25 protein-coding genes and 1 pseudogene are annotated in these 23,772 nt (G+C 62.8%); 18 read left to right on the forward strand and 8 right to left on the reverse strand.

Features of this window, described 5'->3' with window-relative positions; translation table 11 throughout:
* Window positions 1–80 precede the first annotated feature (80 nt).
* The 3 genes from CCR95_RS11215 to pdxA are packed head-to-tail and all read left to right on the forward strand — an operon-like array spanning window position 81 to window position 5,078.
* Complete coding sequence (locus tag CCR95_RS11215) at window positions 81–2,756, forward strand: LPS-assembly protein LptD (protein WP_242523188.1); 2,676 nt, start codon at window positions 81–83, stop codon at window positions 2,754–2,756.
* Between the two features lie 58 nt (window positions 2,757–2,814).
* Complete coding sequence (locus tag CCR95_RS11220) at window positions 2,815–4,068, forward strand: peptidylprolyl isomerase (RefSeq protein WP_420825653.1); 1,254 nt, start codon at window positions 2,815–2,817, stop codon at window positions 4,066–4,068.
* Window positions 4,065–5,078 carry a 4-hydroxythreonine-4-phosphate dehydrogenase PdxA gene (gene pdxA / locus CCR95_RS11225; protein WP_201094355.1) on the forward strand — a complete coding sequence of 338 codons (1,014 nt, stop codon included), beginning with the start codon at window positions 4,065–4,067 and terminating at the stop codon, window positions 5,076–5,078. Before CCR95_RS11220 ends, pdxA begins: the two co-directional genes overlap by 4 nt.
* Here pdxA and pssA read toward each other — a convergent pair.
* Window positions 5,075–5,827 (reverse strand): CDP-diacylglycerol--serine O-phosphatidyltransferase, encoded by a 753-nt coding sequence (gene pssA / locus CCR95_RS11230; protein WP_201094356.1) that lies wholly within the window; start codon window positions 5,825–5,827, stop codon window positions 5,075–5,077. The genes pdxA and pssA overlap by 4 nt on opposite strands.
* 211 nt (window positions 5,828–6,038) lie before the next feature.
* Between pssA and hoxE the strand changes: the two genes are divergently transcribed.
* The 11 genes from hoxE to CCR95_RS11285 all read left to right on the forward strand — a co-directional run bounded on the left by hoxE (window position 6,039) and on the right by CCR95_RS11285 (window position 13,194).
* Window positions 6,039–6,533 carry a bidirectional hydrogenase complex protein HoxE gene (gene hoxE, locus CCR95_RS11235; protein ID WP_201094357.1) on the forward strand — a complete coding sequence of 165 codons (495 nt, stop codon included), beginning with the start codon at window positions 6,039–6,041 and terminating at the stop codon, window positions 6,531–6,533.
* A 1-nt stretch (window position 6,534) separates the two neighbouring features.
* Window positions 6,535–8,145: an NADH-quinone oxidoreductase subunit NuoF gene (gene nuoF / locus CCR95_RS11240; protein WP_201094358.1), complete on the forward strand. Its 1,611-nt coding sequence runs from the start codon at window positions 6,535–6,537 to the stop codon at window positions 8,143–8,145.
* 118 nt (window positions 8,146–8,263) lie between these two features.
* A complete protein-coding gene (locus CCR95_RS11245) occupies window positions 8,264–8,590 on the forward strand; it encodes a hypothetical protein (protein ID WP_201094359.1) in 327 nt (108 codons plus the stop codon).
* A gap of 22 nt (window positions 8,591–8,612) precedes the next feature.
* Window positions 8,613–9,059 (forward strand): DUF29 domain-containing protein, encoded by a 447-nt coding sequence (locus CCR95_RS11250; protein WP_201094360.1) that lies wholly within the window; start codon window positions 8,613–8,615, stop codon window positions 9,057–9,059.
* Window positions 9,060–9,106: 47 nt separating this feature from the next.
* Complete coding sequence (hoxU, locus tag CCR95_RS11255; RefSeq protein WP_201094361.1) at window positions 9,107–9,838, forward strand: bidirectional hydrogenase complex protein HoxU; 732 nt, start codon at window positions 9,107–9,109, stop codon at window positions 9,836–9,838.
* A complete protein-coding gene (locus CCR95_RS11260) occupies window positions 9,835–10,377 on the forward strand; it encodes an NADH-quinone oxidoreductase subunit B family protein (protein WP_201094362.1) in 543 nt (180 codons plus the stop codon). The genes hoxU and CCR95_RS11260 overlap by 4 nt, the downstream gene beginning before the upstream one ends.
* An 80-nt stretch (window positions 10,378–10,457) precedes the next feature.
* On the forward strand, window positions 10,458–10,745 hold the full coding sequence (locus tag CCR95_RS11265; protein ID WP_201094364.1) for a hypothetical protein: 288 nt from the start codon (window positions 10,458–10,460) through the stop codon (window positions 10,743–10,745).
* A 65-nt stretch (window positions 10,746–10,810) separates the two neighbouring features.
* Window positions 10,811–11,017, forward strand: coding sequence for a type II toxin-antitoxin system HicB family antitoxin (locus tag CCR95_RS11270; RefSeq protein WP_201094366.1), 207 nt, complete (start codon window positions 10,811–10,813; stop codon window positions 11,015–11,017).
* Window positions 11,010–11,231 carry a type II toxin-antitoxin system HicA family toxin gene (locus tag CCR95_RS11275; protein WP_201094367.1) on the forward strand — a complete coding sequence of 74 codons (222 nt, stop codon included), beginning with the start codon at window positions 11,010–11,012 and terminating at the stop codon, window positions 11,229–11,231. Before CCR95_RS11270 ends, CCR95_RS11275 begins: the two co-directional genes overlap by 8 nt.
* Before the next feature lie 55 nt (window positions 11,232–11,286).
* Window positions 11,287–12,717, forward strand: coding sequence for a Ni/Fe hydrogenase subunit alpha (locus CCR95_RS11280; RefSeq protein WP_201094368.1), 1,431 nt, complete (start codon window positions 11,287–11,289; stop codon window positions 12,715–12,717).
* A gap of 9 nt (window positions 12,718–12,726) precedes the next feature.
* Window positions 12,727–13,194 carry a hydrogenase maturation protease gene (locus CCR95_RS11285; RefSeq protein WP_201094369.1) on the forward strand — a complete coding sequence of 156 codons (468 nt, stop codon included), beginning with the start codon at window positions 12,727–12,729 and terminating at the stop codon, window positions 13,192–13,194.
* A gap of 45 nt (window positions 13,195–13,239) precedes the next feature.
* On the opposite strand, the gene scpB is transcribed toward CCR95_RS11285, so the two are convergent.
* From scpB to CCR95_RS11315, 6 genes are all read right to left on the reverse strand, one after another.
* The gene (gene scpB / locus CCR95_RS11290) at window positions 13,240–13,827 is read right to left on the reverse strand and encodes an SMC-Scp complex subunit ScpB (protein WP_201094370.1); all 588 of its coding nucleotides are present in this window, start codon (window positions 13,825–13,827) and stop codon (window positions 13,240–13,242) included.
* Window positions 13,808–14,602, reverse strand: coding sequence for a segregation and condensation protein A (locus CCR95_RS11295; protein WP_207188595.1), 795 nt, complete (start codon window positions 14,600–14,602; stop codon window positions 13,808–13,810). The genes scpB and CCR95_RS11295 overlap by 20 nt, the downstream gene beginning before the upstream one ends.
* A 134-nt stretch (window positions 14,603–14,736) precedes the next feature.
* Entirely contained in the window at window positions 14,737–15,954 is a 1,218-nt protein-coding gene (locus CCR95_RS11300; protein ID WP_201094371.1) for a tryptophan--tRNA ligase, read from the reverse strand.
* A 16-nt stretch (window positions 15,955–15,970) separates the two neighbouring features.
* A complete protein-coding gene (locus tag CCR95_RS11305) occupies window positions 15,971–16,642 on the reverse strand; it encodes a site-2 protease family protein (protein WP_201094372.1) in 672 nt (223 codons plus the stop codon).
* Window positions 16,642–17,265 (reverse strand): L-threonylcarbamoyladenylate synthase, encoded by a 624-nt coding sequence (locus tag CCR95_RS11310; protein ID WP_201094373.1) that lies wholly within the window; start codon window positions 17,263–17,265, stop codon window positions 16,642–16,644. Before CCR95_RS11310 ends, CCR95_RS11305 begins: the two co-directional genes overlap by 1 nt.
* A gap of 11 nt (window positions 17,266–17,276) precedes the next feature.
* Window positions 17,277–18,176 (reverse strand): PHP domain-containing protein, encoded by a 900-nt coding sequence (locus CCR95_RS11315; RefSeq protein WP_201094374.1) that lies wholly within the window; start codon window positions 18,174–18,176, stop codon window positions 17,277–17,279.
* A gap of 208 nt (window positions 18,177–18,384) precedes the next feature.
* Between CCR95_RS11315 and CCR95_RS11320 the strand changes: the two genes are divergently transcribed.
* Window positions 18,385–19,131 (forward strand): hypothetical protein, encoded by a 747-nt coding sequence (locus CCR95_RS11320; RefSeq protein ID WP_201094376.1) that lies wholly within the window; start codon window positions 18,385–18,387, stop codon window positions 19,129–19,131.
* Between the two features lie 70 nt (window positions 19,132–19,201).
* Here the strand turns inward: CCR95_RS11320 and CCR95_RS11325 are convergent, their stop codons facing one another.
* A complete protein-coding gene (locus CCR95_RS11325) occupies window positions 19,202–20,836 on the reverse strand; it encodes a methyl-accepting chemotaxis protein (protein WP_201094377.1) in 1,635 nt (544 codons plus the stop codon).
* 252 nt (window positions 20,837–21,088) lie between these two features.
* Between CCR95_RS11325 and CCR95_RS26100 the strand changes: the two are divergent.
* The 3 genes and pseudogenes from CCR95_RS26100 to pap all read left to right on the forward strand — a co-directional run.
* Window positions 21,089–21,373 (forward strand): annotated as a pseudogene (locus CCR95_RS26100) (ATP-binding cassette domain-containing protein); the annotation flags it as partial.
* A gap of 116 nt (window positions 21,374–21,489) precedes the next feature.
* Window positions 21,490–21,972: a TOBE domain-containing protein gene (locus CCR95_RS26105; RefSeq protein WP_338115385.1), complete on the forward strand. Its 483-nt coding sequence runs from the start codon at window positions 21,490–21,492 to the stop codon at window positions 21,970–21,972.
* Between the two features lie 36 nt (window positions 21,973–22,008).
* Window positions 22,009–23,589, forward strand: a complete 1,581-nt coding sequence (gene pap, locus CCR95_RS11335; RefSeq protein WP_201094379.1) for a polyphosphate:AMP phosphotransferase — start codon at window positions 22,009–22,011, stop codon at window positions 23,587–23,589.
* Window positions 23,590–23,772: the final 183 nt, after the last annotated feature.

Here is a 23,772-nt window from a genome sequence, read left to right on the forward strand (position 1 = left end):
AGCCTGTCGATTCAGGCGGGACCGAGCCGTTGCAGAAACTACGTATGCCATGCTGGACGCGGTTTAGACGGATGCCAACCATGGCCGATCTTACGTGCGGCGTGCGCGCGGCCGCGCTGCCGATTCTCATCGCGCTGTCGACGTCAACCTTCGCGGATGTTCCGAGCGCCGCCAGCGCGGCTCCCTGCCCCGATCGACCCAGTCGTCGCGCGGGCGATGACTGCCAACCGCCATCAGGCCCGCACGAAGCCGTAGCGCCGGTCTCCGCTCAGCCTCCAACCCCACAGAATCAAACCGCCGCGGCGGATGACGCGTCACGGCGGTCGGTGTCGGAGACGCACGCCGACCTTTTCGTTCCGTCGACCATCGAGCCGGATCGCCCATCTCCACCAGAACTGCTGCCGAACAGACCAAGCTCCAATGAATCCTTCACGGAGTTACGTCGGCATGGACCGGCTGGAGAAGACGCCCAGCTGCCGCCGCCCCGAGACACAGGAGAACACGAGGGTACGATCTCCCGCGACATCGATCCGAACAAACCCATCGGCGCCGGAGATGTGGAGCGCCAGGAACGGCGCCTGCATGCCAATCTGACCTGGGACTATTGCGGACCTCGGCCCGGCTCAAGCGGGATCGACAGCGCGGCCCCATTGGACAGTGCCAACGCCATGCCGATCGATATGACGGCGGATCGCGTCGACGGCGACCAGCACACCACGCTCATCCAGCTACAGGGGAATGTCGAAATACTCCAGAACGATCGACGTTTGGAGGCGGATCGCTCCACTTATCATCACGGCAGCGGCGAGATCAAGGCATTCGGCGACCTCTATCTCGACTTTCCAGGACTCCGCCTGACCGGGAACAGGGCCGAATACAATCTGGAGACCAAGCAGGGAACCATCGAACAGGTCCGCTATCGCGTGTCGGGCAATGCCAATCTGCGCGGCGAGGCAACGCGCGCCTGGATGCTCTCGGAACAGTTGAGCCGCTACCAGGACATCATTTACACCACCTGCCAGCCCGGCCATGCGGACTGGTCCATCAAGGCCAGCGAACTCGAACTCGACCAGGCGAGCGGCATGGGCACGGCCCGTCATGCGCGCATCCGCATCGCCGACATCCCGGTGCTCTACAGCCCCTATCTGTCTTTTCCCATCGATGGCCGGCGCCGCAGCGGCTTGCTGATCCCGACCTTCGGCTCATCGGACGAGACCGGGACGGATATCACCCTGCCCTATTACTGGAACATCGCCCCCAACCTGGACGCCACCCTGATCCCCCGCTACATGAGCACGCGGGGACTGATGCTCGGAGCCCAATTACGCCATCTCGCCAGTTTTCAGGAACTGGAAGTCAACGCCGAGGTTCTGCCAAGCGACCAAAAGGCGCCCGATCAGGGCGCGAGGGGCGCGCTGCGGGTCGAACAGCAGGGTCATTTCGGCACGCGCTGGTTCTCCGCCGTGGACTATGCCGCCGTTTCCGACGACCAGTATCTTCAGGATTTCGGCAATCGGCTGGATGTCACCAGCCTCCGCAATCTGAGCCGACGCGGCGATCTCGCCTATGCCGGAGACGGCTGGCGCCTGCTCGGACGGGTCCAGGAATTCCAGACCGTCGACACCAGCGTCGCGCCCGCGGATCGACCTTACGGCCAGTTACCGCACATCGAGCTGAACCTGGACCCGAAACACTGGAAACAGCTTCTCGAATACCGCTTCGAGAGTCAATACGACTACTTCGATCATCGCTCGGCGGTGCATGGCAGCCGTCTGGTCGCCATCCCCTCCGTGCGTATTCCGTTGCGGCGCAGCTTCGGCTATCTCATCCCGCGCGCGCGTCTGTTCTACACCGACTATGATCTCATCGGCCAGACCGAGGGATTGGCGGACCGGCCGTCGCATCTGATCCCGAGTCTCGACCTCGACGGCAAGCTCATTTTCGAGCGCACGACCAACTGGCTCGGCACCCAGGCGCTACAGACCCTGGAGCCGCGTCTGTATTATGTCCTGACGCCTTTCGAGGACCAGTCGGAGACGCCGCTCTTCGACACCACCGCGCTCAATTTCAGCTTCGCGAGCCTCTTCCGACCGAACCGCTTCACCGGCTATGACCGCATTGGCGACGAAAACCGCCTCACCCTCGGTCTCACCTCGCGTACCATCGCCAATCGCACCGGCGACGAATTGTTCCGCGCGAGCATCGGTCAGGTGTATTACTTCGACAACCGGCGGGTGCAACTGACCGGAGACAGCGTCGAAACCGACCTCAGTTCCTCGGTCGCTGGCGAACTCGCGGCACGCCTGCATCCCGACTGGGCCGCCCTCGCCAGCGTCCAGTGGAATCCGAACCAAACCGAGCAAGTCTGGGAGAAACAGATTCTGCAACTTCGCTATGTCCCCGATGAAAACCGCCTGCTCAACCTGGCCTATCGGTACAATCTTGGCACGCAGGCCGCCGAGCAATACGAAGACACCGATCTCTCTTTTCAGGTACCGATCGGTTCGCAGGTTAAACTCGTCGGACGCTGGCTCTATTCGCTACTCAACCACGAAACCGTCGAGGCCTTTGCCGGCCTCGAATTTGGCCGCTGCTGCTGGCGTCTGCGCGTGCTGGGACAGCACCTGAAACGGAGTTCCGACAACACGGGCAGCACCAGCGTCATGCTACAACTTGAGTTGGCCGGTCTCGGTTCATTCGGCAACCGGATCGACAAACTCCTGGAACGAGGAATCTATGGTTATCAAACGGACTAGCCGCCGAGCGCCGCGGCCTGCAACTCTTGGCCGCCTGGGGGCCATCCTGATCCTGTCGATGAGCGCCGTCCTCGCCCAGCCGGGCGCCGAGGAGTTGGACGCCATTGTCGCGGTCGTGAACGACGATGTGGTCGTGCGCAGCGAACTCAGCCGGGAGGTCAGCCTGGTCCTCCCGCAGTTGCGACAACAGGGCACCGCCGAGCCCCCGCGCGCGCAGTTGGAAAAACAGGTGCTCGACCGGCTCATCCTGAAGCGCTTGCAGCGGCAACGGGCCAAGGAGTTGGGGATCGAGGTGGATGAAGCCACCCTCAACGAGGCGCTGACCAACATTGCCGGCCGCAACAATCTGTCGCTGGAGGAATTGCAAACCACCCTGGAGGCCGGCGGCATCCGCTTCGCGGATTTCCGCGAGGATACCCGTACCCAGATTCTCACCAGCCGTTTGCAGAGTCAGGAGGTCGTCAACAAAATCACGATCACCGACCAGGAAATCGACCGCTTTCTGGCGAAGGAGTCGAGTCGCCTGATCGAGCGCGAACAGGTCAGATTGCAACACATCCTGGTCGCGCTGCCGGAAAATCCTACGCCCGAGCAGGTCAAAACCGCCGAGGCCAAGGCCAATCGCCTGGTCGCACAACTGCGCCAGGGTGCCGACTTCGGCGAGATGGCGGTGCGCGAATCGGACGGCCGCAACGCGCTCGAAGGCGGCGATCTCGGCTGGTTCGAGATGGGCGCGGTGCCGGTCCTGATCGGCGATCTGGCCATTTCGATGGCCGAGGGCGAGATCAGCAATCCGCTCAGTAACTCCAGCGGTTTCCACATCATCAAGATGCGCGAAATCAAGGGCGCCGCCGCCCAAAATGTCACCCAGACCAAGGCGCGTCACATCCTGATCCGCACCAATGAAATTGTCTCCGACGACGATGCCAAGCGGCGTCTCGCGCAATTGCGCGAGCGCATTCTGGGCGGCGAGGATTTCGCCACCCTGGCGCGCGCGCATTCCGACGATACCGGATCGGCGCTCAAGGGCGGCGATCTTGGCTGGGTCAACCCCGGAGACACGGTCCCCGAATTCGAGGAGGCGATGACGGCGCTCGCGATCGGCACCACGAGCGAGCCCTTCAAGAGTTCGTTCGGCTGGCATCTCGTGCAGGTTCAGGAGCGGCGCAGCCAGGATGCCAGCATCGACATCCTGCGGGTCAAGGCACGCGAGGCCCTGCAGCGACGCAAGGCGGAAGAGGCCACGGAAGAATGGCTGCGCCGACTGCGCGACGAGGCCTATGTCGAGATCCGGCTCGATCAGGCGTCATGACGCGGCGTCTTGCCATCACGCCGGGCGAGCCGGCGGGGATCGGTCCCGATCTGGTCGCACGGCTCGCGCAACGCCCGCAAGCGGCCCAACTCGTTGCCGTGGCGGACCCGGACCTGCTGGCGGCGCGTGCCCGCAACCTTGGCATCGACCTCCGGCTCCAGACCTTCGATCCGCGCGCCACGCCCGTCGCCTCGCCGCCCGGCCATTTGACCGTTCTGCCGGTGACGCTGCACCAGCCGGCCATCGCTGGCCAGCTCAACGCAGCCAACGCGACCTATGTGCTGGAAACGCTGGCAAGCGCCTGCGATGGCTGTCTTGACGGCACCTTCGACGGACTGGTCACGGGGCCGGTTCACAAGGGCGTGATCAACGACGCGGGACTGCCCTTCACCGGACACACCGAGTTTCTGGCCGAGCGCTGCGGCGCGGTTCCGGTGATGCTGCTGGCCACTCCTGGTCTGCGCGTCGCGCTGGTCACCACCCACCTGCCGCTCTCGCGGGTCAGCGGCGCGATCACGCGCGAACGTCTGACGGAGGTCATCGGCATCCTGCATCGGGATCTGTCGCGACGTTTCGGCATCGAGCGGCCACGCATTTTGGTCTGCGGTCTCAATCCGCACGCCGGCGAGGGCGGACATCTGGGGCGCGAGGAAATCGAGGTCATCGCCCCGGTTTTGGACGAACTTAGAAAGCAAGGGATGCGGTTGACCGGCCCCCTGCCGGCCGACACCGCCTTCGTGCCGGAACGGCTCGCAAGTGCCGACGCCGTGCTCGCCATGTATCACGATCAGGGGCTGCCGGTCCTCAAGCATCTGGGGTTTGGACGCGCCGTCAACGTCACGCTCGGCCTGCCCATCGTGCGTACCTCGGTCGACCACGGCACCGCCCTGGATCTGGCGGGAACCGACCGCGCCGATCCCGGGAGCCTGCTCGCGGCGGTCGACATGGCCCTCGCGATGATACGAAACGCACGGAAAGTGCATTCAACCTCATCACAGGATGTGGTTTAAGGCGTTTCGCGCCGCCGTCTGGCGCGGCTCTGCCGGAGCCGCAGCAGGGTCCAGACCGGTCCGGAAAGGGCATAGGTCAACGCGAGCAGAAACAGCACCAGCGGCGGATAGATAAAGACCACGGCGAATCCCAGCATGACGCCCACCGCCAGCAGAAAGGGCACCCGCCCCTGCAGATTCAGTTGCTTGAAACTCAGATAACGGAAGTTGCTCACCATCAGCAGACCCGCGCCGGCGGTCAGAAAGGCGGCAAGCCAGGAAACATCGGCCCCATCGATTCCCAAATCGCTGGCGGTCCAAATACCGCTGGCGACGATCGCCGCCGCGGAGGGGCTGGCGAGACCCTGGAAATAGCGCTTGTCGGCAATCCCGATCTGCGTATTGAAGCGGGCCAGCCGCAGCGCGGCGGCGGCGGTGAAGACAAAGGCCGCGAGCCAGCCGACCTTGCCGAGTTCGCCCAGCGCCCAGTGATAGGCGACCAGCGCGGGCGCCACGCCGAAGGCAACCATGTCGGAGAGACTGTCGTACTCGGCGCCGAAATCGCTCTGGGTGTGCGTCATGCGGGCAATCCGCCCATCGAAACCGTCCAGGACCATGGCCGCGAAGATCGCCAGGGAGGCGGCCTCGAAACGGTTCTGGGTGGCCGCGAGCACGGCATAGAAACCTGCGAACAAGGCCGCGGTCGTGAAAAGATTCGGCAGCAGATAAATGCCGCGCGGGCGTTTACGGGGAGGTTGTGTTTCGTCCATAGTCTTTCCAAACAATGATGATGGCCGGCGGCAGTCATGAGTATATCGCCGCCACGAATCTGTTATACACTCGGGTCAAGATATCCGCTGTCCGAACTGACCGATTCTCCGAACATTCGCCAAACAGGCTGTCAGACGCCAGCAACCGGGCCATCAACCTGGTAGCTCGCGGATCTTTCGCGCCCAAAGACCGTCCGCCAAAGGAGGCGACATGACCCAGCAGCAAGCCAAGCCGCCGTTGCCGAGCGATGACAAACGCTGGAAGCTCGTCAACGCCACCATGCGCCGCAACGGCTACGCGGATCACGCGCTCATCGAGACCCTGCACAGCGTCCAGGACGCCTTCGGGTTTCTCGACGAAACCTCGCTGCGCTTCGTTGCCGCCTCGCTCGATCTGCCCTTGAGTAAGGTCTATGGCGTCGCGACCTTCTACCATATATTCATGCTCAAGCCGAAGGGCCGGCATGCCTGTGTGGTCTGCACCGGCACCGCTTGCTACATCAAGGGAGCTGGAGCACTTCTGGAAGGCATCCAGGGGCGCTATGGCGTCAACCCCGGCGATACCACCGAGGACGACCGGCTGTCCGTACTCACCGCGCGCTGCGTCGGCGCCTGCGGTCTGGCCCCGGCGGTGGTCCTGGATGGCGATGTGCTGGGCAAGCTGGCCACCGATACCCTGATCGCCAAGCTGGAGGAGCTGAACTGACATGCACCTGGAAGATCTTGCCGAGAAGGCTGCGGAATACCGCGCCGAAGAGGCCGCTGTCCGGCGCGAGGTTCGCGTCTGCGTGGCGGCCAGTTGCCAGTCCTCCGGCTCCCTGCCCGTTCTGGAGGCGCTCACCCAGGCGTGCGGGGACGGCGGCGGCACCTGCCGGGTCAAAGGGGTCGGCTGCATGGGGCTCTGCTCCGCCGGCCCGCTGGTCGCGGTGGCGGACAAGGACTGCGGTCTGGCCGATTCCGTCCTGTATCGCGACGTGACTCCCGCCGACGCTTCCGACATCATTGGGAGCGTGTGCGGCGCTCCTGTGGAACGTCTGCGCTGCCCGACCGACCAACCCTTCTTCGCCCGTCAGCAGAAAGTCGTGCTGGAAAACTCCGGGGTCATCGACCCCGACAGTTTCAAGGGCTATGTCGCCGTGGGCGGCTACGCGGCTCTGGTCCAGGCGCTGAGCGAGATGACGCCCGCCGATGTGCTGCGCGAGGTCACCGCCAGCGGTCTGCGCGGACGCGGCGGCGGCGGCTATCCGACCGGACTCAAATGGTCGACCGTCGCCAAGATGCCGGCCGCTCAGAAATATGTCATCTGCAACGCCGACGAGGGCGATCCGGGCGCCTTCATGGATCGCGCGGTGCTGGAGTCCGACCCCCATCGGGTGCTCGAAGGCATGGCGATCGCCGCCTATGCCATCGGCGCCAACAAGGCATATGTCTATGTCCGCGCCGAATATCCGCTCGCGGTGGAAAGGCTTCAGACCGCGATTCGCAAGGCCAAACGGGCGGGTTTCCTGGGAACCAAGGTCGCCGACACACAGTTCGCCTTCGATGTCGAAATCCGGCTCGGCGCCGGCGCCTTCGTCTGCGGCGAGGAAACCGCCCTGATGGCCTCCATCGAGGGTCTGCGCGGCCAGCCGCGGCCACGCCCGCCCTACCCCGCCGAATCCGGCCTCTGGGGCTGTCCGACCCTGATCAACAATGTCGAGAGCTTCGCCAATATCGCCCCCATCATCCGCAACGGGGGCGACTGGTTCGCCGGCATCGGCACCGAGAAATCCAAGGGCACCAAGGTCTTCGCGCTGGCGGGCAAGATCCAGAACACCGGCCTGATCGAAGTCCCCATGGGCACCAGCCTGCGCGACATCATCGAGACCATCGGCGGCGGCATTCCCGATGGCAAGGCGTTCAAAGCGGTCCAAACCGGCGGCCCGTCCGGCGGCTGCATCCCGGAACAACATCTGGATATTGCGGTCGATTACGACAGTCTCAAAACGCTGGGCACCATGATGGGCTCCGGCGGCATGATCGTCATGGACGAGACCTCCTGCATGGTCGATGTCGCGCGCTATTTCATGGAATTCTGCATGACCGAGTCGTGCGGCAAGTGCATCCCCTGCCGCGCCGGAACCCAACAGATGCACGGTCTGCTGGACAAGATCGCCAAGGGACAGGGCGCCCACGCGGATCTCGCCCTGTTGGAAGAACTCTGCGAGGTGGTCCAGGCGACCAGTCTCTGCGGACTGGGTCAGACGGCGCCCAATCCGGTGCTGAGCACCCTGCGGTATTTTCGCGATGAGTATGAGGAGAAACTGGCGGGCGGTTGACGGCGAGGCAGGGATGTGACGGCTCCTGGCCTGACAAAAGATCTGATTGCCCGCTCCAGGGTCATCGCCAAGGGACAACGCATTCGCGATACGAGGTCAAGCTGAAAAGGTTGCCCCAATGATTGTAAAACTGAAGCAAGCCAATCCCGACTACCCCGATCTAACCGCCGGGCAGACGTACTGCGTGATCGGAATCGAGGCCGATGACTATCGTGTGCTGAACGACCGGGGCTTGCCCTATCTGTTTCCAGCGTCGCTGTTCATGCTGATCGATGCCAACGAACCCACGGATTGGGTGAGCGATGTCGGCACGGACGGCGAGCGCTATGCTTACCCACCGCTGCTGAACGAACCGGGTTTTTTCGAGGACTTTTTCGATGGGGTCCAGTCATCGGTCGCCACCTTCTGGCAGGTCGTCAATCAGCGATTGTCGCGTGCGGCTTGAGCGCGACCCAGAGAAACTGACGATGGCGACTCAAACCAATATTCCAGCCAGCCACGACCGGGACTTCTACGCCTGGGCGCTGGAGAGCGCCAACCGATTGCGCGCGGGAAATCTGGCGGGCCTGGATCTGCAACGCATTGCCGAGGAAATCGAAGACATGGGTCGCGCCGAAAAGCATGCGCTCGCCAGTCATCTCAAGATCCTGATCCTACACCTGCTGAAATGGCGTTATCAACCGACCTTGCGAAGCCTGAGTTGGCAACTTTCGATCACTAATGCCCGCGACGAGATCGCGGAATTGCTGGAGGACAGTCCCAGCCTGACAGGGAAACTGCCCGAGATTCTGGCGAGACGCTATCCGGCCGCGCGACAAGGCGCCATCCTCGAAACCGGATTGCCCGCGGCGACCTTCCCAACCGAATGCCCGTTGACCATCGAGCAACTGCTCGATCCTGAATACTGGACCTGACGACAGAGGCCGTCTAACGGTATCCCGACGACCACCCTGGAGGCACAATGGCTCAACCCGCCACCATACCCAACGTTCGCGTCGTCACGCTCCGGATCGACGACCGGGATCTGTCCGCCCGCGAGGACGAGACCATCATCGAGGTCTGTCGCGAAAACCGCATCCCGATCCCGAGTCTCTGTCACCTCGACGGGCTCTCGGTGTGGGGCGGCTGTCGCCTTTGCATGGTCGAGCTGGAGGGACAGAGCCGACTCTACGCGGCCTGCTCGACCCGCGTCGCCGAGGGCATGCGGATCCAGACCAATACCGAGCGGCTCCAGCGCTATCGGCGCACCATCATCGAACTGCTGTTCGCCGAGCGCAATCATGTCTGCTCGGTCTGCGTCTCCAACGGTCACTGCGAACTGCAATGGCTCGCCCAGAAATGCGGCGTCGACCATGTACGCATCCCCTACCGACAGGTCGCCTATCCGGTCGACAGCTCGCACGAGATGTTCCGACTCGATCACAACCGTTGCATCCTCTGCACCCGCTGCGTGCGGGTCTGCGACGAAATCGAGGGCGCCCACACCTGGGATGTCATGAGCCGCGGCAGCGACTGCCGGATCATCAGCGACATGGCGCAACCCTGGGGCGACAGCGACACCTGCACGAGTTGCGGCAAATGTGTGCAGGTCTGTCCCACTGGCGCCCTGGTCAAACAGGGCACCTCGGTGGGCGAAATGGTCAAGGATCAGCACTTTCTGCCAATTCTCGCGCGCCGGAGACATCTCCAATGACCGCACCAACCAAGATCACGGTCGCCACCACCTGGCTGGACGGCTGCTCGGGCTGCCATATGTCCTTTCTGGATCTGGACGAGCGGCTGATCGAACTCGCCCAGAAGGTCGACATCGTCTACAGCCCGCTGGTCGACACCAAGAAACTGCCGGATCGAGTCGATGTCGGCATTCTGGAAGGCTCCATCAGCTCCGAGGACGATTTGGAAAAAGCGAAGCTGTTCCGCGCGCATTGCAATCTGCTGATCAGTCTCGGCGACTGCGCGGTCACCGGCAACGTCCCGGCCATGCGTAATCATTTCAAACTCGCCGATGTGATGGATCGCGCCTATCGCGAAAACGTCACCCTGCAACCTCAGATCCCAACGCGCGGCGTCCCGGCCCTGCTCACGCCGGTCAAGCCGATCCATGGCGAGGTCAAGGTCGATGTCTTCGTGCCGGGCTGTCCGCCGAGCGCGGATGCCATCTGGTATGTCCTGAACGAACTGATCGAAGGACGCACCCCGGACCCGAGTTCGGTGACGCGCTTTGGGGCCTGAACGGCGACTTAGGTGATTTCCTGAAAACAACAAACTTTCCCGGAAATCGCCTTACACATCAAGAGGCAGAGGCTGCTCGCATGAACGACACAAACGACGACGCTGGCATTATCGTGGCTCTGCTGGACCGGATGCGCACTCAGCGCCTGCCGCGCGCCCTGGACATCAAGTCAAAAGTCGACCGCGGCGAGCGGCTCGACAGCTTCGACATCCAGTTTCTCCAGGAAGTCTTTGAGGATTCCAAAGCCCTACAGCCTAAATGGGAGCAACACCCCGAGATGAATACGATCATCGGCACCATCATTCATCTCTATCACGAGATCACCGCCAAGGCGTTGGAGAACGAGGAGCGGGCCGCTCCTGCGTGAAGTCGTCGCTTTCCGCGCGAGAACGGGCAGTCATCCTTGAGCACCATAAACGAAGGAACACAAGCATGGAACTTTCCGCGATCCTGACGCCCGCACTGGAAGGTGGATATGTCGCCTTCAATCCTGAAACAGGAACGACAACGCAAGGCGAAACAGTCGAGGATGCTCTAGCGAACTTGCGCGAGGCTACCTCGCTTTATCTCGAAGAATTTCCGCTAACCAATCTGCGGCGATCGCTGTTGACGACCTTCGAGGTTGCGGAATATGCCTAAACTGCCCCTCGTTTCAGGGGCGGAGGCGATACGAGCGTTGGAGCGGTTGGGGTTCGTCACGTTACGGCAACGAGGAAGTCATATTGTGCTCCGCCGGGAATCGTCCGGTTGTGTTGTACCAAACCACCGAGAGATCAAGCCTGGTACCCTCCTCGGAATTCTCAAACAAGCCGGCGTATCGGTCGAGGATTTCGTCACGGCATTGCGTACGTAACCGACGGTCGACCGGGAGACTCCGGCCAATCGCAACCCACAGGGGACTTTCCACCATGAGCCGCACCATCGCCATCGAACCCGTCACCCGCATCGAAGGCCACGCCCGCATCACCCTGCAACTCGGCGATGATGGCGCGGTCGAGGACGCGCGCTTCCACCTCACCCAATTCCGCGGCTTCGAGAAATTCTGCGAGGGCCGCCCCTACCGCGAAATGCCCGCGCTCACCGCGCGCACCTGCGGCATCTGTCCGGTCAGTCACCTGCTCGCCTCCAACAAGGCGTGCGACCACCTGCTGTCGGTCCGCATCCCGCCGACCGGCGAGCATCTGCGCCGGATCATGAATCTCGCGCAGCTCACCCAATCGCATGCGCTATCTTTTTTCCATCTGTCCTCGCCCGACCTGCTGCTCGGCTGGGACGCGGATCCGGCCACGCGCAACATCTTCGGCGTGATGCGTCAGGATCCCGCGCTCGCTCGGGATGGCATCCGGCTACGCCAGATCGGCCAGAGCATCATCGAAACGCTTGGCGGCAAGAAGATTCATCCCACCTGGGTGGTGCCCGGCGGCGTCAACGAGCCGCTGACCCTGGAGAAGCGTGACGCCATGCTCAAGCTGCTCCCGGAGGGGTTGGAGATCGCCAAGCGCACCTATGACTTCTTCAAGACCCTGGTGCCTAAGTTCAAGGACGAGGCGACGCACTTCGGCAGTCTGCCGACGATGTTCCTGAGCCTGGTCACGCCCCAGGGCAACTTCGAGCACTATGACGGACTGCTGCGCATCAAGGACGCCAAGGGCCGCATCGTCGAGGACATGGTGCCGCCCGAGGACTATGAACGGGTGATCGGCGAGGCGGTCGAGGACTTCAGCTACATGAAGTTCCCCTACTACAAGCCCCAAGGCTATCCCAAGGGGATCTATCGGGTCGGACCCCTGGCACGGCTCAATAACGCTCAGGCGTGCGGTACGCCCTATGCGGATGTCGCTCTCGCCGAGTTCCACATGCTCCAGGAGGAATCCGGCCCCATTGCCAGCAGTTTCCACTATCACTATGCCCGGCTGGTCGAGATCATCCACGCACTGGAAATGATGGAACGCCTGCTCAAGGATCCGACGATCCTCGATCATCGGGTGCGGGCGCGAGCCCGCAGCAACCGCGACGAGGGGATCGGTGTCTCCGAGGCACCGCGCGGCACGCTCATCCATCATTATCGGATCGACGACGATGGACTCATCACCTGGGTCAACCTGATCATCGCCACCGGTCATAACAATCTCGCCATGAACCAGTCCATCCGGCAGGTCGCGGATGCCTATGTCGACGGCAACAACCTTCAGGAAGGCATGCTCAACCGGGTCGAGGCGGTCATTCGCTGCTTCGATCCCTGCCTCTCCTGCGCCTCGCACGCCTTCGGTCAGATGCCGTTGCGGATCGAACTCAAGGACGCCGCCGGACGGGTCGTCGACACCCTGAGCCGGTCCTGAGCGCCGCCCGTGAAGATTCTGATCATCGGCTACGGCAGCCCCATCCGGGGCGACGACGCACTCGGCCCGCTGGTCGCGGACCGACTGGAAAACACCGGGGTGCCGGCGGGCGTGGAGGTGATGTCACGCCACATCCTCACCGCTGAGCTGGTCGCCGACATTGCGGAGCAGGATCGGGTGATCTTTCTGGATGCCGCCGTGGATGCCGAACCAGGCGAGGTCCGCTGCCAGCGACTCGCGCCCGACGCCCACGCCCTCTCGACCATGGCCCATTTTCTCGACCCGCGTGAACTCCTGGCCTGGTGCGAGACCCTCTACGGGCGCGTACCCGAGAGTTTTCTGGTTTCCGCCGGCGGCGACTCCTTCGACTACTCCAATTATTGCCTGACCCCCATCGGCGAGATGGCGATGGAAAAAATGCTCGATTGGGTCGACCGGCTGATGTGCGGCGAGACTTCAAAACTTGCACTCTCGTAATCCCCACCGAACCCGCGCAAAACGTCGGTGAAGCGCGAACCCGATCTACCGATCCGCCACCTCGACCTTTGGATCGCTCAACGTCAGTTCCTCGCCCAGGAATGAATCGGGGTCGCGGATCGCGGCCAGCGGCGGCAGGTCGTTCAGCGAGCGCAGGCCGAAATAGTCCAGGAATTTGCGGGTGGTGGCATAAAGCGCGGGCCGTCCGGGCACGTCGCGATGTCCGACCACTCGCACCCACTCGCGTTCGGTGAGCGTCTTGATGATGTTGGTGCTGACGGCGACCCCGCGGATGTCCTCGATCTCGCCGCGGGTGATGGGTTGGCGGTAGGCAATCAGGGACAGCGTCTCCAGCAACGCGCGCGAATAGCGCGGCGCCTTTTCGTCCCACAGACGCGCGACCCAAGGCGCCAGGCTCGCGCGCACCTGGATGCGAAAACCACCGGCAATCTCCACAAGTTCGATCCCGCGTGTCCGATAGTCGGTCTCCAGTTCCCGAATCGCGTCCAGGAGTTGGGTCCGCTCCGGGCGCTCCTCTTCGGGGAACAACTCCAGAATGCGATCCAGGGTCAGTGGGCCGCCGAAGGCGATCAGCGCGGCCTCGGCGATCTGTTTAAGCGAGGGCGAGGTCATCGGGCTCCGGGTGTGTCGACTCGCGCAGCCGGACATGGATGGGGGCGTATGGCTCGGTCTGGACCAGTTCCAAGATGCTGGATTTGATCAGTTCCAGCAGGGCCAGAAAGGTGACGACCACGCCCGGACGACCTTCGTCCAGCTCGAAAAGTTCGGTGAAACAAAGAAAGCCGCCGCCGTGCAGTCGCTCCATGACCCTGGACATGCGCTCGCGCAGCGAAAGCGATTCCTTTTCGACCCGGTGGCTGGTGAAGAGGTCGGCGCGCGAGAGCACGCCACGCAGCGCCAGCAGCAGTTCACGCAAATCGACCTCGGGCGGCACCCGTTGCGAATGGCCAGGCGGGATTTCGGCATGGACGGTGAAGACATCCCGCTCCAGTCGCGGCAGGGCGTCGAGATCCTGGGCGGCCTGCTTGAAGCGTTCGTATTCCTGAAGGCGGCGGATCAGCTCGGCGCGCGGGTCGCCCTCCTCGTCTTCTCCAGCGTCGGCGGAGCGCGGCAGCAGCATGCGCGATTTGATTTCGGCCAGCATGGCGGCCATGACCAGATACTCGGCCGCCAGCTCCAGCCGCAGTTCGGTCATGAGGTCGACGTATTCCATGTATTGCGCGGTGATGTCGGCGATCGAGATGTCCAGGATATCGAGATTCTGGCGCTTGATCAGATAGAGCAGCAGGTCGAGCGGTCCCTCGAAGGCGTCGAGAAAGACCTCCAGCGCGTCCGGCGGGATGTAGAGATCCAGCGGAAGCTTCAGGAGCGGCGCGCCCTGCACCATGGCGAAGGGAAGTTCCTGCTGGACGCCGATGGGCGGGGCATCCGGCGGACTGTCCCCATCATCCGCCGGCGGCGGCGACTCCGCCCCGGAACGGCTGCCGCGCAGCCGGGATTTGGATGGGATCTCGACCTGAATCAAGCCATGACCAGCGACATGGCGTGCCGTACCTCTTCGAGCGTCTCGCGCGCGACGTCGCGCGCCTTCTCGCAACCCTCATTGAGGACGCTACGCACCAGTTCGGGCTGGGCCTCGTACTCCAACGCGCGGGCCTGAATCGGCATCAGCTCGGCGAGCACGCCGTCAACGATGGGCTGTTTGCATTCGAGACAGCCAATCCCCGCCGAACGGCAACCCTGCTGGACCCAGTCGCGCACCTGCTCGTTGGAATAGACCTGATGGAACTGCCACACCGGACACTTTTCCGGCTCGCCGGGATCGGTGCGGCGCACGCGGGCGGGGTCGGTCGGCATGGTCCGCAGCGCCTTTTCCACCTCGGCGGGCGTGTCCCGCAATGAGATGGTGTTGCGGTAGGACTTGGACATCTTCTGCCCGTCCAGCCCCGGCATTTTGGATGCCTTGGTGAGCAGCGGCTGCGGCTCGGGCAGGATGACGCGCCCGCCGCCCTCCAGATAGCCGAACAGACGCTCGCGGTCGGACAGGGTGATATTGCCCTGTCCCTCGATCAGCGCGCGGGCGACCTCCAGCGCCTCCTGATCGCCTTGTTCCTGATAGCGGCGCTTGAGGCTGTCGAAGAGCTTAGCGTTCTTCTTGCCCATCTTGCGCTTGGCCTCCTCGGCCTTGTCCTCAAAGCCCGGCTCGCGCCCATAGAGATGATTGAAGCGGCGCGCGACCTCACGGGTCAATTCGACATGGGCGACCTGATCCTCGCCCACCGGCACCTGTCCGGCCTTGTAGACGAGGATGTCGGCGCTCTGGAGCAGCGGATATCCGAGAAAACCATAGGTCGCCAAATCTCGTTCCTTGAGCCGCTCCTGCTGATCCTTGTAGGTCGGCACCCGTTCCAGCCAGCCCAGCGGGGTGATCATGGAGAGCAGGAGGTGCAGTTCGGCATGCTCGGGAACCCGCGATTGGACGAAGATGGTCGCCGATCCCGGATTGATCCCGGCGGCCAGCCAGTCGATCACCAGCTCATGGGTGCTCTCCGGGATGATCGAGGGATCCTCATAATGGGTGGTGAGCGCGTGCCAGTCGGCAACGAAGAAAAAGCACTCGTATTCGTGCTGTAACTCCAGCCAGTTTTTCAGGACGCCATGATAGTGGCCGAGATGCAGCCGGCCCGTGGGACGCATGCCCGAAAGCACGCGCGCGTGTTGTGCGGAGGCAGAAGCCAAAGGTGTGGACCTCGCGTCAGAAATGAAAGAGCGTTTTCACAGCGCCGGCGCCAGGCAGGAGATCGACGACGCCGATCACGAGCGGCAACAAAATGGAACCGAGCAATCCAGTCACCAGCAGCGCCAGCAGGATGAGCAGCCCAAAGGGCTCCAGCCGGGAAAAATAGACGGCAAGGCGTGGCGGCAGGAGCGCATTCAGCACCCGTCCGCCATCCAGGGGCAGCAGCGGCACCAGATTCAGGACCATCAGGAAGACGTTGATCAGAATGCCTGCGGCGCCCATGTAGATCAGCGGCAACGCGACCCATTGACTGGTCGGCATGAGCAGCAGACCCAGTTGGATCATCAGCCCCCAGAGCAGCGCCATGAAGAGGTTGGCGCCCGGTCCGGCCACCGCCACCAGCGCCATATCGCGCCGGGGATGACGCAGATTGCGCCAGTTGACCGGCACCGGCTTGGCCCAGCCGAACAGCATTCCGGTGAACAGAAAGGTCAGCGAGGGCACCAGGATGGTCCCGACCGGATCGATATGCCGGATGGGATTGAAGGTCACGCGCCCGAGCATGGAGGCGGTCTTGTCGCCGAGTCGATTGGCGACCCAGCCGTGGGCGGCCTCGTGCACGGTGATCGCGAAGATGACCGGGATGGCCAACACGGCCAGAAGTTGCATCTGATTAAGCGTTTCCATTATTCCTCGAAGAGGGTCGCGTCGCCCTTGCCAAGTCGCACCAGCGCCGGGGGGTCGGCGGTCATGTCGACCACAGTGGTCGGCTCCAGGCCGCAGAAACCGCCGTCGATCACTAGATCCACATGCTTATCGAGCAGCTCGCGCATTTCATAGGGATCCGTCAGCGGCTGGTCGTCATCCGGCAGGATCAACGTGGTGCTCAGGATGGGTTGATTGAGTTCGGTCAGCAGCGCGCGGCAGATTTCATGATCGGGCACGCGGATACCGATCGCCTTGCGTTTGGGGTGCAACAGGCGTCGCGGTACCTGCTTGGTGGCCTCGTGAATGAAGGTGTAAGGGCCGGGCGTCAAGGTTTTCAGCAGCCGGAACGCCTGATTGTCGATGCGGGCATAGGTGGTGATCTCCGAAAGATCGCGGCAAACCAGGGTGAAATTGTGCTTGTCGTCCAGGCGACGGAGACGGCGAATCCGCTCCATGGCCGATTTCTCGCCGATCTGACAGCCTAGGGCATAGGACGAATCGGTCGGATAGACGACCACGCCGCCTTCCAGCAGAATCTCGACCGCCCGGCGCACTAGCCGCGGCTGCGGATTTTCCGAGTGGATTTGAAAAAATTGCGCCATATTTTAGTTATTTATCCTCCCAGCGCTGTTCGGGACGCGCCGGGGTTGGCCAGTGCCGGGTCGGAGTCGCTCGCCAGATGGCGCCAATCATGCCAGATTGGCGTACAACCCTCCGGCAGCGTGGGAAGACGCCCGAGTTCGAGCCAGGGATTCTCCGGCCCGTGAAAATCCGATCCCGCCGAGGCGAGCAGACGTTGCTCACGGGCATGGCGCGCGAAGGTAAAGGCATCATCGCGACTGTGACTTCCCGTCACCACCTCGAGCGCCACCCCGCCGTGCTCGCGAAATTCGCCCAGCAGCGCCTGCACCCGCGTGCGGGTCAGCCCGTAGCGGGCCGGATGGGCAACCACCGCCTGACCGCCAGCCGCGCGGATCCAACCGACCGCCGCATCCAGGGTTGCCCATTGGCCAGCGACATAGCCCGGTTTACCATTGGTGAGAAAACGCTTGAAGACATCGCCAGTGTCGGCGGCCAGCCGCCGATGGACCAGAAAACGGGCAAAGTGGGTACGCCCAATCAGGATGCCGTTGGAAAGCGCCTTCGCCCCTTCGTAGGCTTGCGCAATCCCATGCTTTGCAAGTCGGCGCCCGATTTCCTCGGCCCGCCAGGCACGAAAGTTCATCAAACCCGCGAGACCGGTCCGAAGCACCGGATTGCCGATATCCAGATTCAAACCCACGATATGCACGGTGCGCGCACCCCAGGTGACCGAAATCTCGACGCCTGGAACCAGCGCGATACCCAGTTCGCGCGCCACCGCGCCGGCTTCCGCCAGCCCCTCGGTCGTGTCGTGATCGGTGAGCGCCAAAACGGTTACGCCAGCCGCCGCGGCTCGCCGCACCAACAGGCCAGGTGTCAGAGTACCGTCGGATGCCGTCGAGTGCGTATGTAAATCATAGATTGGGTTCATCGGTCTAGTGTACCCGAAGGCGGGAGACCGCGTGAGCGCGGAACCCAGACGGAGACACATCGAGTTGCTATGCTTTTGCACCAAGTCCCAACCAAACGTCGTGATTAACGCAAGGTTGCGGCCACTCACAACCCTGCAATTCACTCTGGATCCGGCATAAGCTCAGGCGCAATTGTGCCGTCTTTTTGTTAAGAGATGCTCGACCATCATGCTGCCACCTATCGATATGTCCTACATCGCGGATCAGCTCGTCGAACCGGGCGACGAGATTCAACGTGCCTTCGATGAGTCGAAGACGCCCATCGAGCCAAACCCCCGGGTGCTTTTGATTGGACTCGAACGTTTATTAGACATCCTCCGCGCTGCCGAAAAGGAGAGCCTGGCGGACTCCGCCGAAGCGCTCCGCTCTGCAACCGGATCGGAACCCTCGGCTCTCCTCGATCACGGGATCGATCTGCTCCTCCAACTCGCGGAGCTTGGCAAGCGGCTCGATCTACCGCTTCAGGCGCGCACGCTTGAGCAACTCACACTCCCGCTCTGCTGTTGGATACTCCGCCGGGGCGGCGAGTTGCCGCATCCGGAACCCGTGATCAACGCTGCCGCTCAGTTGGCCAACAGCCTGCGCGAACCCGATCAGTTAGTGGAACTCTTCGGACTCATGAACGAGATCATCGACGGCATTGGCCTCGAACGCGCGATGGAGTCGGAGACGACAAATCCCGCGCGGCCCTGGCGCGTCTTACTCCTGAACCGCGGCATCGTTGCCACCCGCAGCCATCAGCCATCCCTGATGGAGAACGCCTTCGATGCCATCGTCGAGCATCTACCGGAAGACGCTCCGGATTTTTTCCGGGAAGGTATCGGACAGATGGAAGCGCTGAACTACCCGGCACAGGTGCGCGAGGTCATGCAGCGCTACTTCGATCGCTGGAGTACGAGGCAGCGGCTGCACTGACTCAAATCGTGTCCGAGCGGTTGCAACCCGCCGGCGCTGGGCGGCAAGGAGTTGGGCTGCAAGGCGCGGTTCAGGTCCGGAATCTCCCGGCCTGATCCCGCAACTCGCCGGCAAGCCGGGTCAGTTGCCGACCGGCCGCCTCCAGTTGAGTCATCCCTGCGCTGCCTTCATGGGTTGCATCGCTAATCGCGACGATCCCCTGGTTGATTTCATTGGCCACCGCCGTCTGTTCCTCGGCGGCGCTCGCAAGTTGGATCATAGTCGCGGAAATCCCGTCGACGGCCGTCGTGATCGCCTCAAGCGCCCGACCGGCCTGACCGGCCGTTTCCATGGACGCTTGGGCGCTCTGGCGACTGCTGCCCATCTCCCCGCCCGCCTGTCGCGAACGCTGCTGCAAGCGCGCCACCATCGCCTCGATCTCGCGGGCCAAATCCTGGGTGCGCTGCGCGAGTGCGCGCACTTCATCGGCGACGACCGCGAAGCCGCGTCCCTGTTCGCCCGCCCGCGCGGCCTCGATGGCCGCATTGAGCGCCAACAGGTTCGTCTGCCGGGCCACGCCCTGGATCACCTCCAGAACCTGGCCAATGCCGAGCGCGTCCTGTTCCAGCGAGTGAATCGTCTCCGCTGCGGCGGCGATTTCCCCGGCCAACGCGGACATGGCGCCGCTCGTCTCGAGAACCGCTCCCCGACCTTGAGCGGCCAGCGTCTTGGCCTGCCGCGCGGAGTCGGCCGCGGACGCGGTGTTGCGGGCTACCTCCTCGGCCGATGCGGTCATTTCCTGCATGGCCGTGGCGACCTGCTCGGTTTCCATGGATTGCCGTTGAGCCACGTCGCGGGCCGCCACCAGATTCTCCGACATCTGCCCGGTCGCCACGGAGAGCGTGATGGCCGACCCGCCGAGGCGTTCGACCACTTCCCGCAGCCGCTCAACCATTCGGTCGAACTCGCGCGCGATGTCGCCGATCTCATTGGGCGTATCCAGAATCGCGCCGGTGGAGAGATCCGATTGTTCGAGAATATGGGTCATGGCGCGTCGGAGACTGCTGAGCTGCCGTGTGATCGAGCGGTAGTAAAGCCATCCCAGGATGCCCACGAATAGCACGGCGGTGAGAGACAGACCGGCAAAGGCACGCCGGGAGGCTGTATAGAGGCCATGGGCGTCTTCCCGCTCCTGGCGGGCGACATCCAACTGCAAGTCCACCAGCGCGGCGATCGTTTGACTGATGGGGTCGATTTGATCGTATAAAGGACCGTCGAAATCCGCCAAACGGTTGGCGACCCCGCCCCGCATCCCTCGCAGTCGCTTCACCAACCTGTCGATCACGGCATCGGCCTGGACAAAACGCTGCCGCGCTTCGTCGACCAGACGCTGTTCTTCCGCCGTGAGTTGCGTCTGGAGATAGGCATTCCACCGCTCGCGAATCCGCCCTTGCGCCTGATCAATGCTGTGCAGCGCCTGCTCGGCGGTAAAGCGGCCGGCGTTGGCCTTGTTGACCGCATCGATGACGAAGACCGCATAATCGTCGGCGATGGTCTTCAGATCCTGCAACGGCACCACCCGATCCAGATAGATACGGTCGACCCCTTCATTGACCTGTCGTAAAAGATCCGCTGCCAATACCCCGATCAGGAGCATGACAACACTGGGAACCAGTGCCAGCATCGCGAGTTTCGTGCTAATTTTTGCGTGATCGATCAACTTCATGGGTAGTTCACCTAAAAAACATTTCGCAACGGCCGAAACCGCGCGTGACGCGCCCTGCATTGCCGTCAGGACGAAAGCGGTCGGGCCGCTCGCCTCTGACGAGGTGGCGCGATATCGTAAACCTTCCGCACCGCGCGGATCACACACAAATCCGTTACAGGTTGATTTGCAAGGAATCGATCACGATCTGCGATTCCTGCCGATCAAGCAAGCCCGGGACGGACCGCTGCGCCGGAGGCGCAGCGCGTCGGCATGGTGCTCCAGGATTTCGCGCTCTTTCCGCATCTGTCGGTGGAACGCAACATCGGCTTCGGGCTGCGGCACCTCCCGCGCCGCCAACGCGCCGCCCGCGTCGGCGAACTGCTGGAACTGGTTGGTCTGCAACCGGCCGCCCGCCAGTATCCGCATCAACTCTCGGGCGGCATGCAGCAACGGGTGGCGCTGGCGCGGGCCATGGCGCCGCGTCCGGCGATCCTGCTTCTGGATGAGCCGTTCTCCAGCATGGACGCGGAGCTGCGCGAGCAACTGGCGCGCGAGGTGCGCGAGGTTCTGCAACGCGAGGGGGTGACCGCCATCCTGGTCACGCACGATCAACTGGAAGCCTTCGCCATGGCCGACCAGATCGGCGTGCTGGGGCAGGGCGAGATCCATCAATGGGACACGGGTTCGAGCTGTATCACGAACCGGCCGACCGCTTCGTCGCCGATTTCATCGGACAGGGGGTCATCCTGCCCGCCACGGTGGTGGACGGGACGCGGGTCAAGACCGAGCTGGGACGGGTGGCCGGGGAGCATGGGCATGGTCTGACCACCGGCACGGACGCCGAGGTGCTGATCCGCCCGGACGATCTGCTGTATGACGAATCCAGTCCACGCCGCGCCACCGTGACCGAGCGCGCCTTCCGCGGCGCCGAATATCTCTACACCTTGCGGCTCGCGAGCGGCACCCAGGTTCCGTGCCTGGTTCCGAGTCATCATCAACATGCCATCGGCGATGAAATCGGCATCCGGCTGGAGGCCAGGCATCTGGTGGTTTTCCCACGGATGGCAACGGATCTCCAGAGAGATAAATTGCCCGAAAGACTCACCACACAAATATTTTCCGACCCTGGATATAAACCGCGTCAATTCACTTAAACTGCATCCCGAGTCCCGATTGCGAGGTATTGATCCATGTTCGAGGCAACCAAGGTCGGCCGCTCGGTCAGCAAGGAAGATTACAAGGAGCAGCAGGAAGAACTGCGCACCCAACTGCTAGGCGTGCAGAGGGATCTGAAAGCATCCAACATCCCGGTGATCGTGCTGGTCTCCGGTGTCGAGGCGGCAGGCAAGGGCGAGGTGGTCAACCGCCTCAACGAGTGGCTCGATGCGCGCGGCGTGCAGACCTTCGCCTTCTGGGACGAGTCCGACGAAGAACGCGAGCGTCCTCGCTACTGGCGTTTCTGGCGTTCGATGCCGCCGCGCGGCGAAATTTCGATCCTGTTCGGCGGCTGGTATCAGACCCCCATCGAACATCGTTTCAAAGGCCACTGCACCGATGCGGAACTGGACGGCGAACTGAATCGCATCGTGGACTTTGAGCGCATGCTGATCCAGGACGGCGCCTTGATCGTCAAGTTCTGGTTCCATATGTCCGAGCCGGATCAGAAGGCCCGCCTGAAGGAACTCTCCCGCGATGACAAGAGCCGCTGGAAGATGGTGCCGGACAAGAGCAAATTCTCCGAGCATTACGCCGCCTTCGAGCAAGTCGCCGAGCGAGTCATCCTGCACACTGACCGGGGCGTCTCGCCCTGGTACCTGATCGAGGCCGGCGACCGGCGCTATCGTGATCTCACCGTGGGCAAAACACTGTTGCACGCCATCCGCTCGCGGCTTGGCGAACCCACCGCCGAGGATCAAAACAACACGCTGACGGGGCCGGATCTGCCAAGCAGCGCGAGTGCCCAGATCACCCTGCTCGACCAACTGGATCTGTCGCTGGCCATCTCTCGCGACGATTATAAGACCGAGCTGAAACGTCTGCAGACCGAGATCAACGAACTCGCCTGGACCGCCTACAACAAAAAGCGTTCGACGGTCCTCATGTTCGAAGGGGTGGACGCAGGTGGTAAGGGCGGCGCGATCCGGCGGATCACCAACGCCATTGATGCCCGTCTCTACCGAGCGATCCCGGTCGCGGCGCCCACCGACGAGGAAAAGGCCCATCATTATCTGTGGCGTTTCTGGCGGCACATCCCGCGCGCCGGCTATATCACGCTCTATGATCGTTCCTGGTATGGCCGGGTACTGGTCGAGCGGGTCGAGGGCTTTGCCGGCGATGCCGAATGGCGGCGCGCGTACTCGGAGATCAATCGATTCGAGGAGCAACTGGTCGACAGTGGTGTGATCCTGCTCAAATTCTGGCTGCACATCAGCCAGGAGGAACAACTCAAGCGTTTCAAGGACCGGGAAAATGTCCCCTATAAACGCTACAAGATCACCGAGGACGACTGGCGCAACCGCGAAAAGTGGCCGTATTACAAAGAAGCCGTCAACGAGATGGTGGTCCGTACCAGCACCAAGCACGCGACCTGGACCCTGGTCGAGGGCAATGACAAACCCTATGCGCGCGTCAAGGTGATGCGCACCATCTGCGACAATCTGAGAGATGCGCTCCAGCGGGAACCTGTTCCCACCGTTGGTTACGTCCCTTGCGGGGACAAGCGGATCGTGGAGACGAGAAAATCAAACGGGGACTCCAACGGGGGGAAGTAACCATCCCCCGTCAGAGCGGGGGCTTTGAATTCGTGAGCCGCTCGCAGCGGCAAGGGGTCGCTAACGCGGCCCCACGGTTCTTGGGCCGCCTAAAGGCGGCAGATCAGCGCCACAGATTCAACTGTTCTAATCGCTGATCCTCGGCCTCTTGGCGCTGGATGTAGGTATCGAGGCTGCCATCAG

The organism is Thiocystis minor, assembly GCF_016653465.1.
Taxonomy (GTDB): Bacteria; Pseudomonadota; Gammaproteobacteria; order Chromatiales; family Chromatiaceae; genus Chromatium; species Chromatium minus.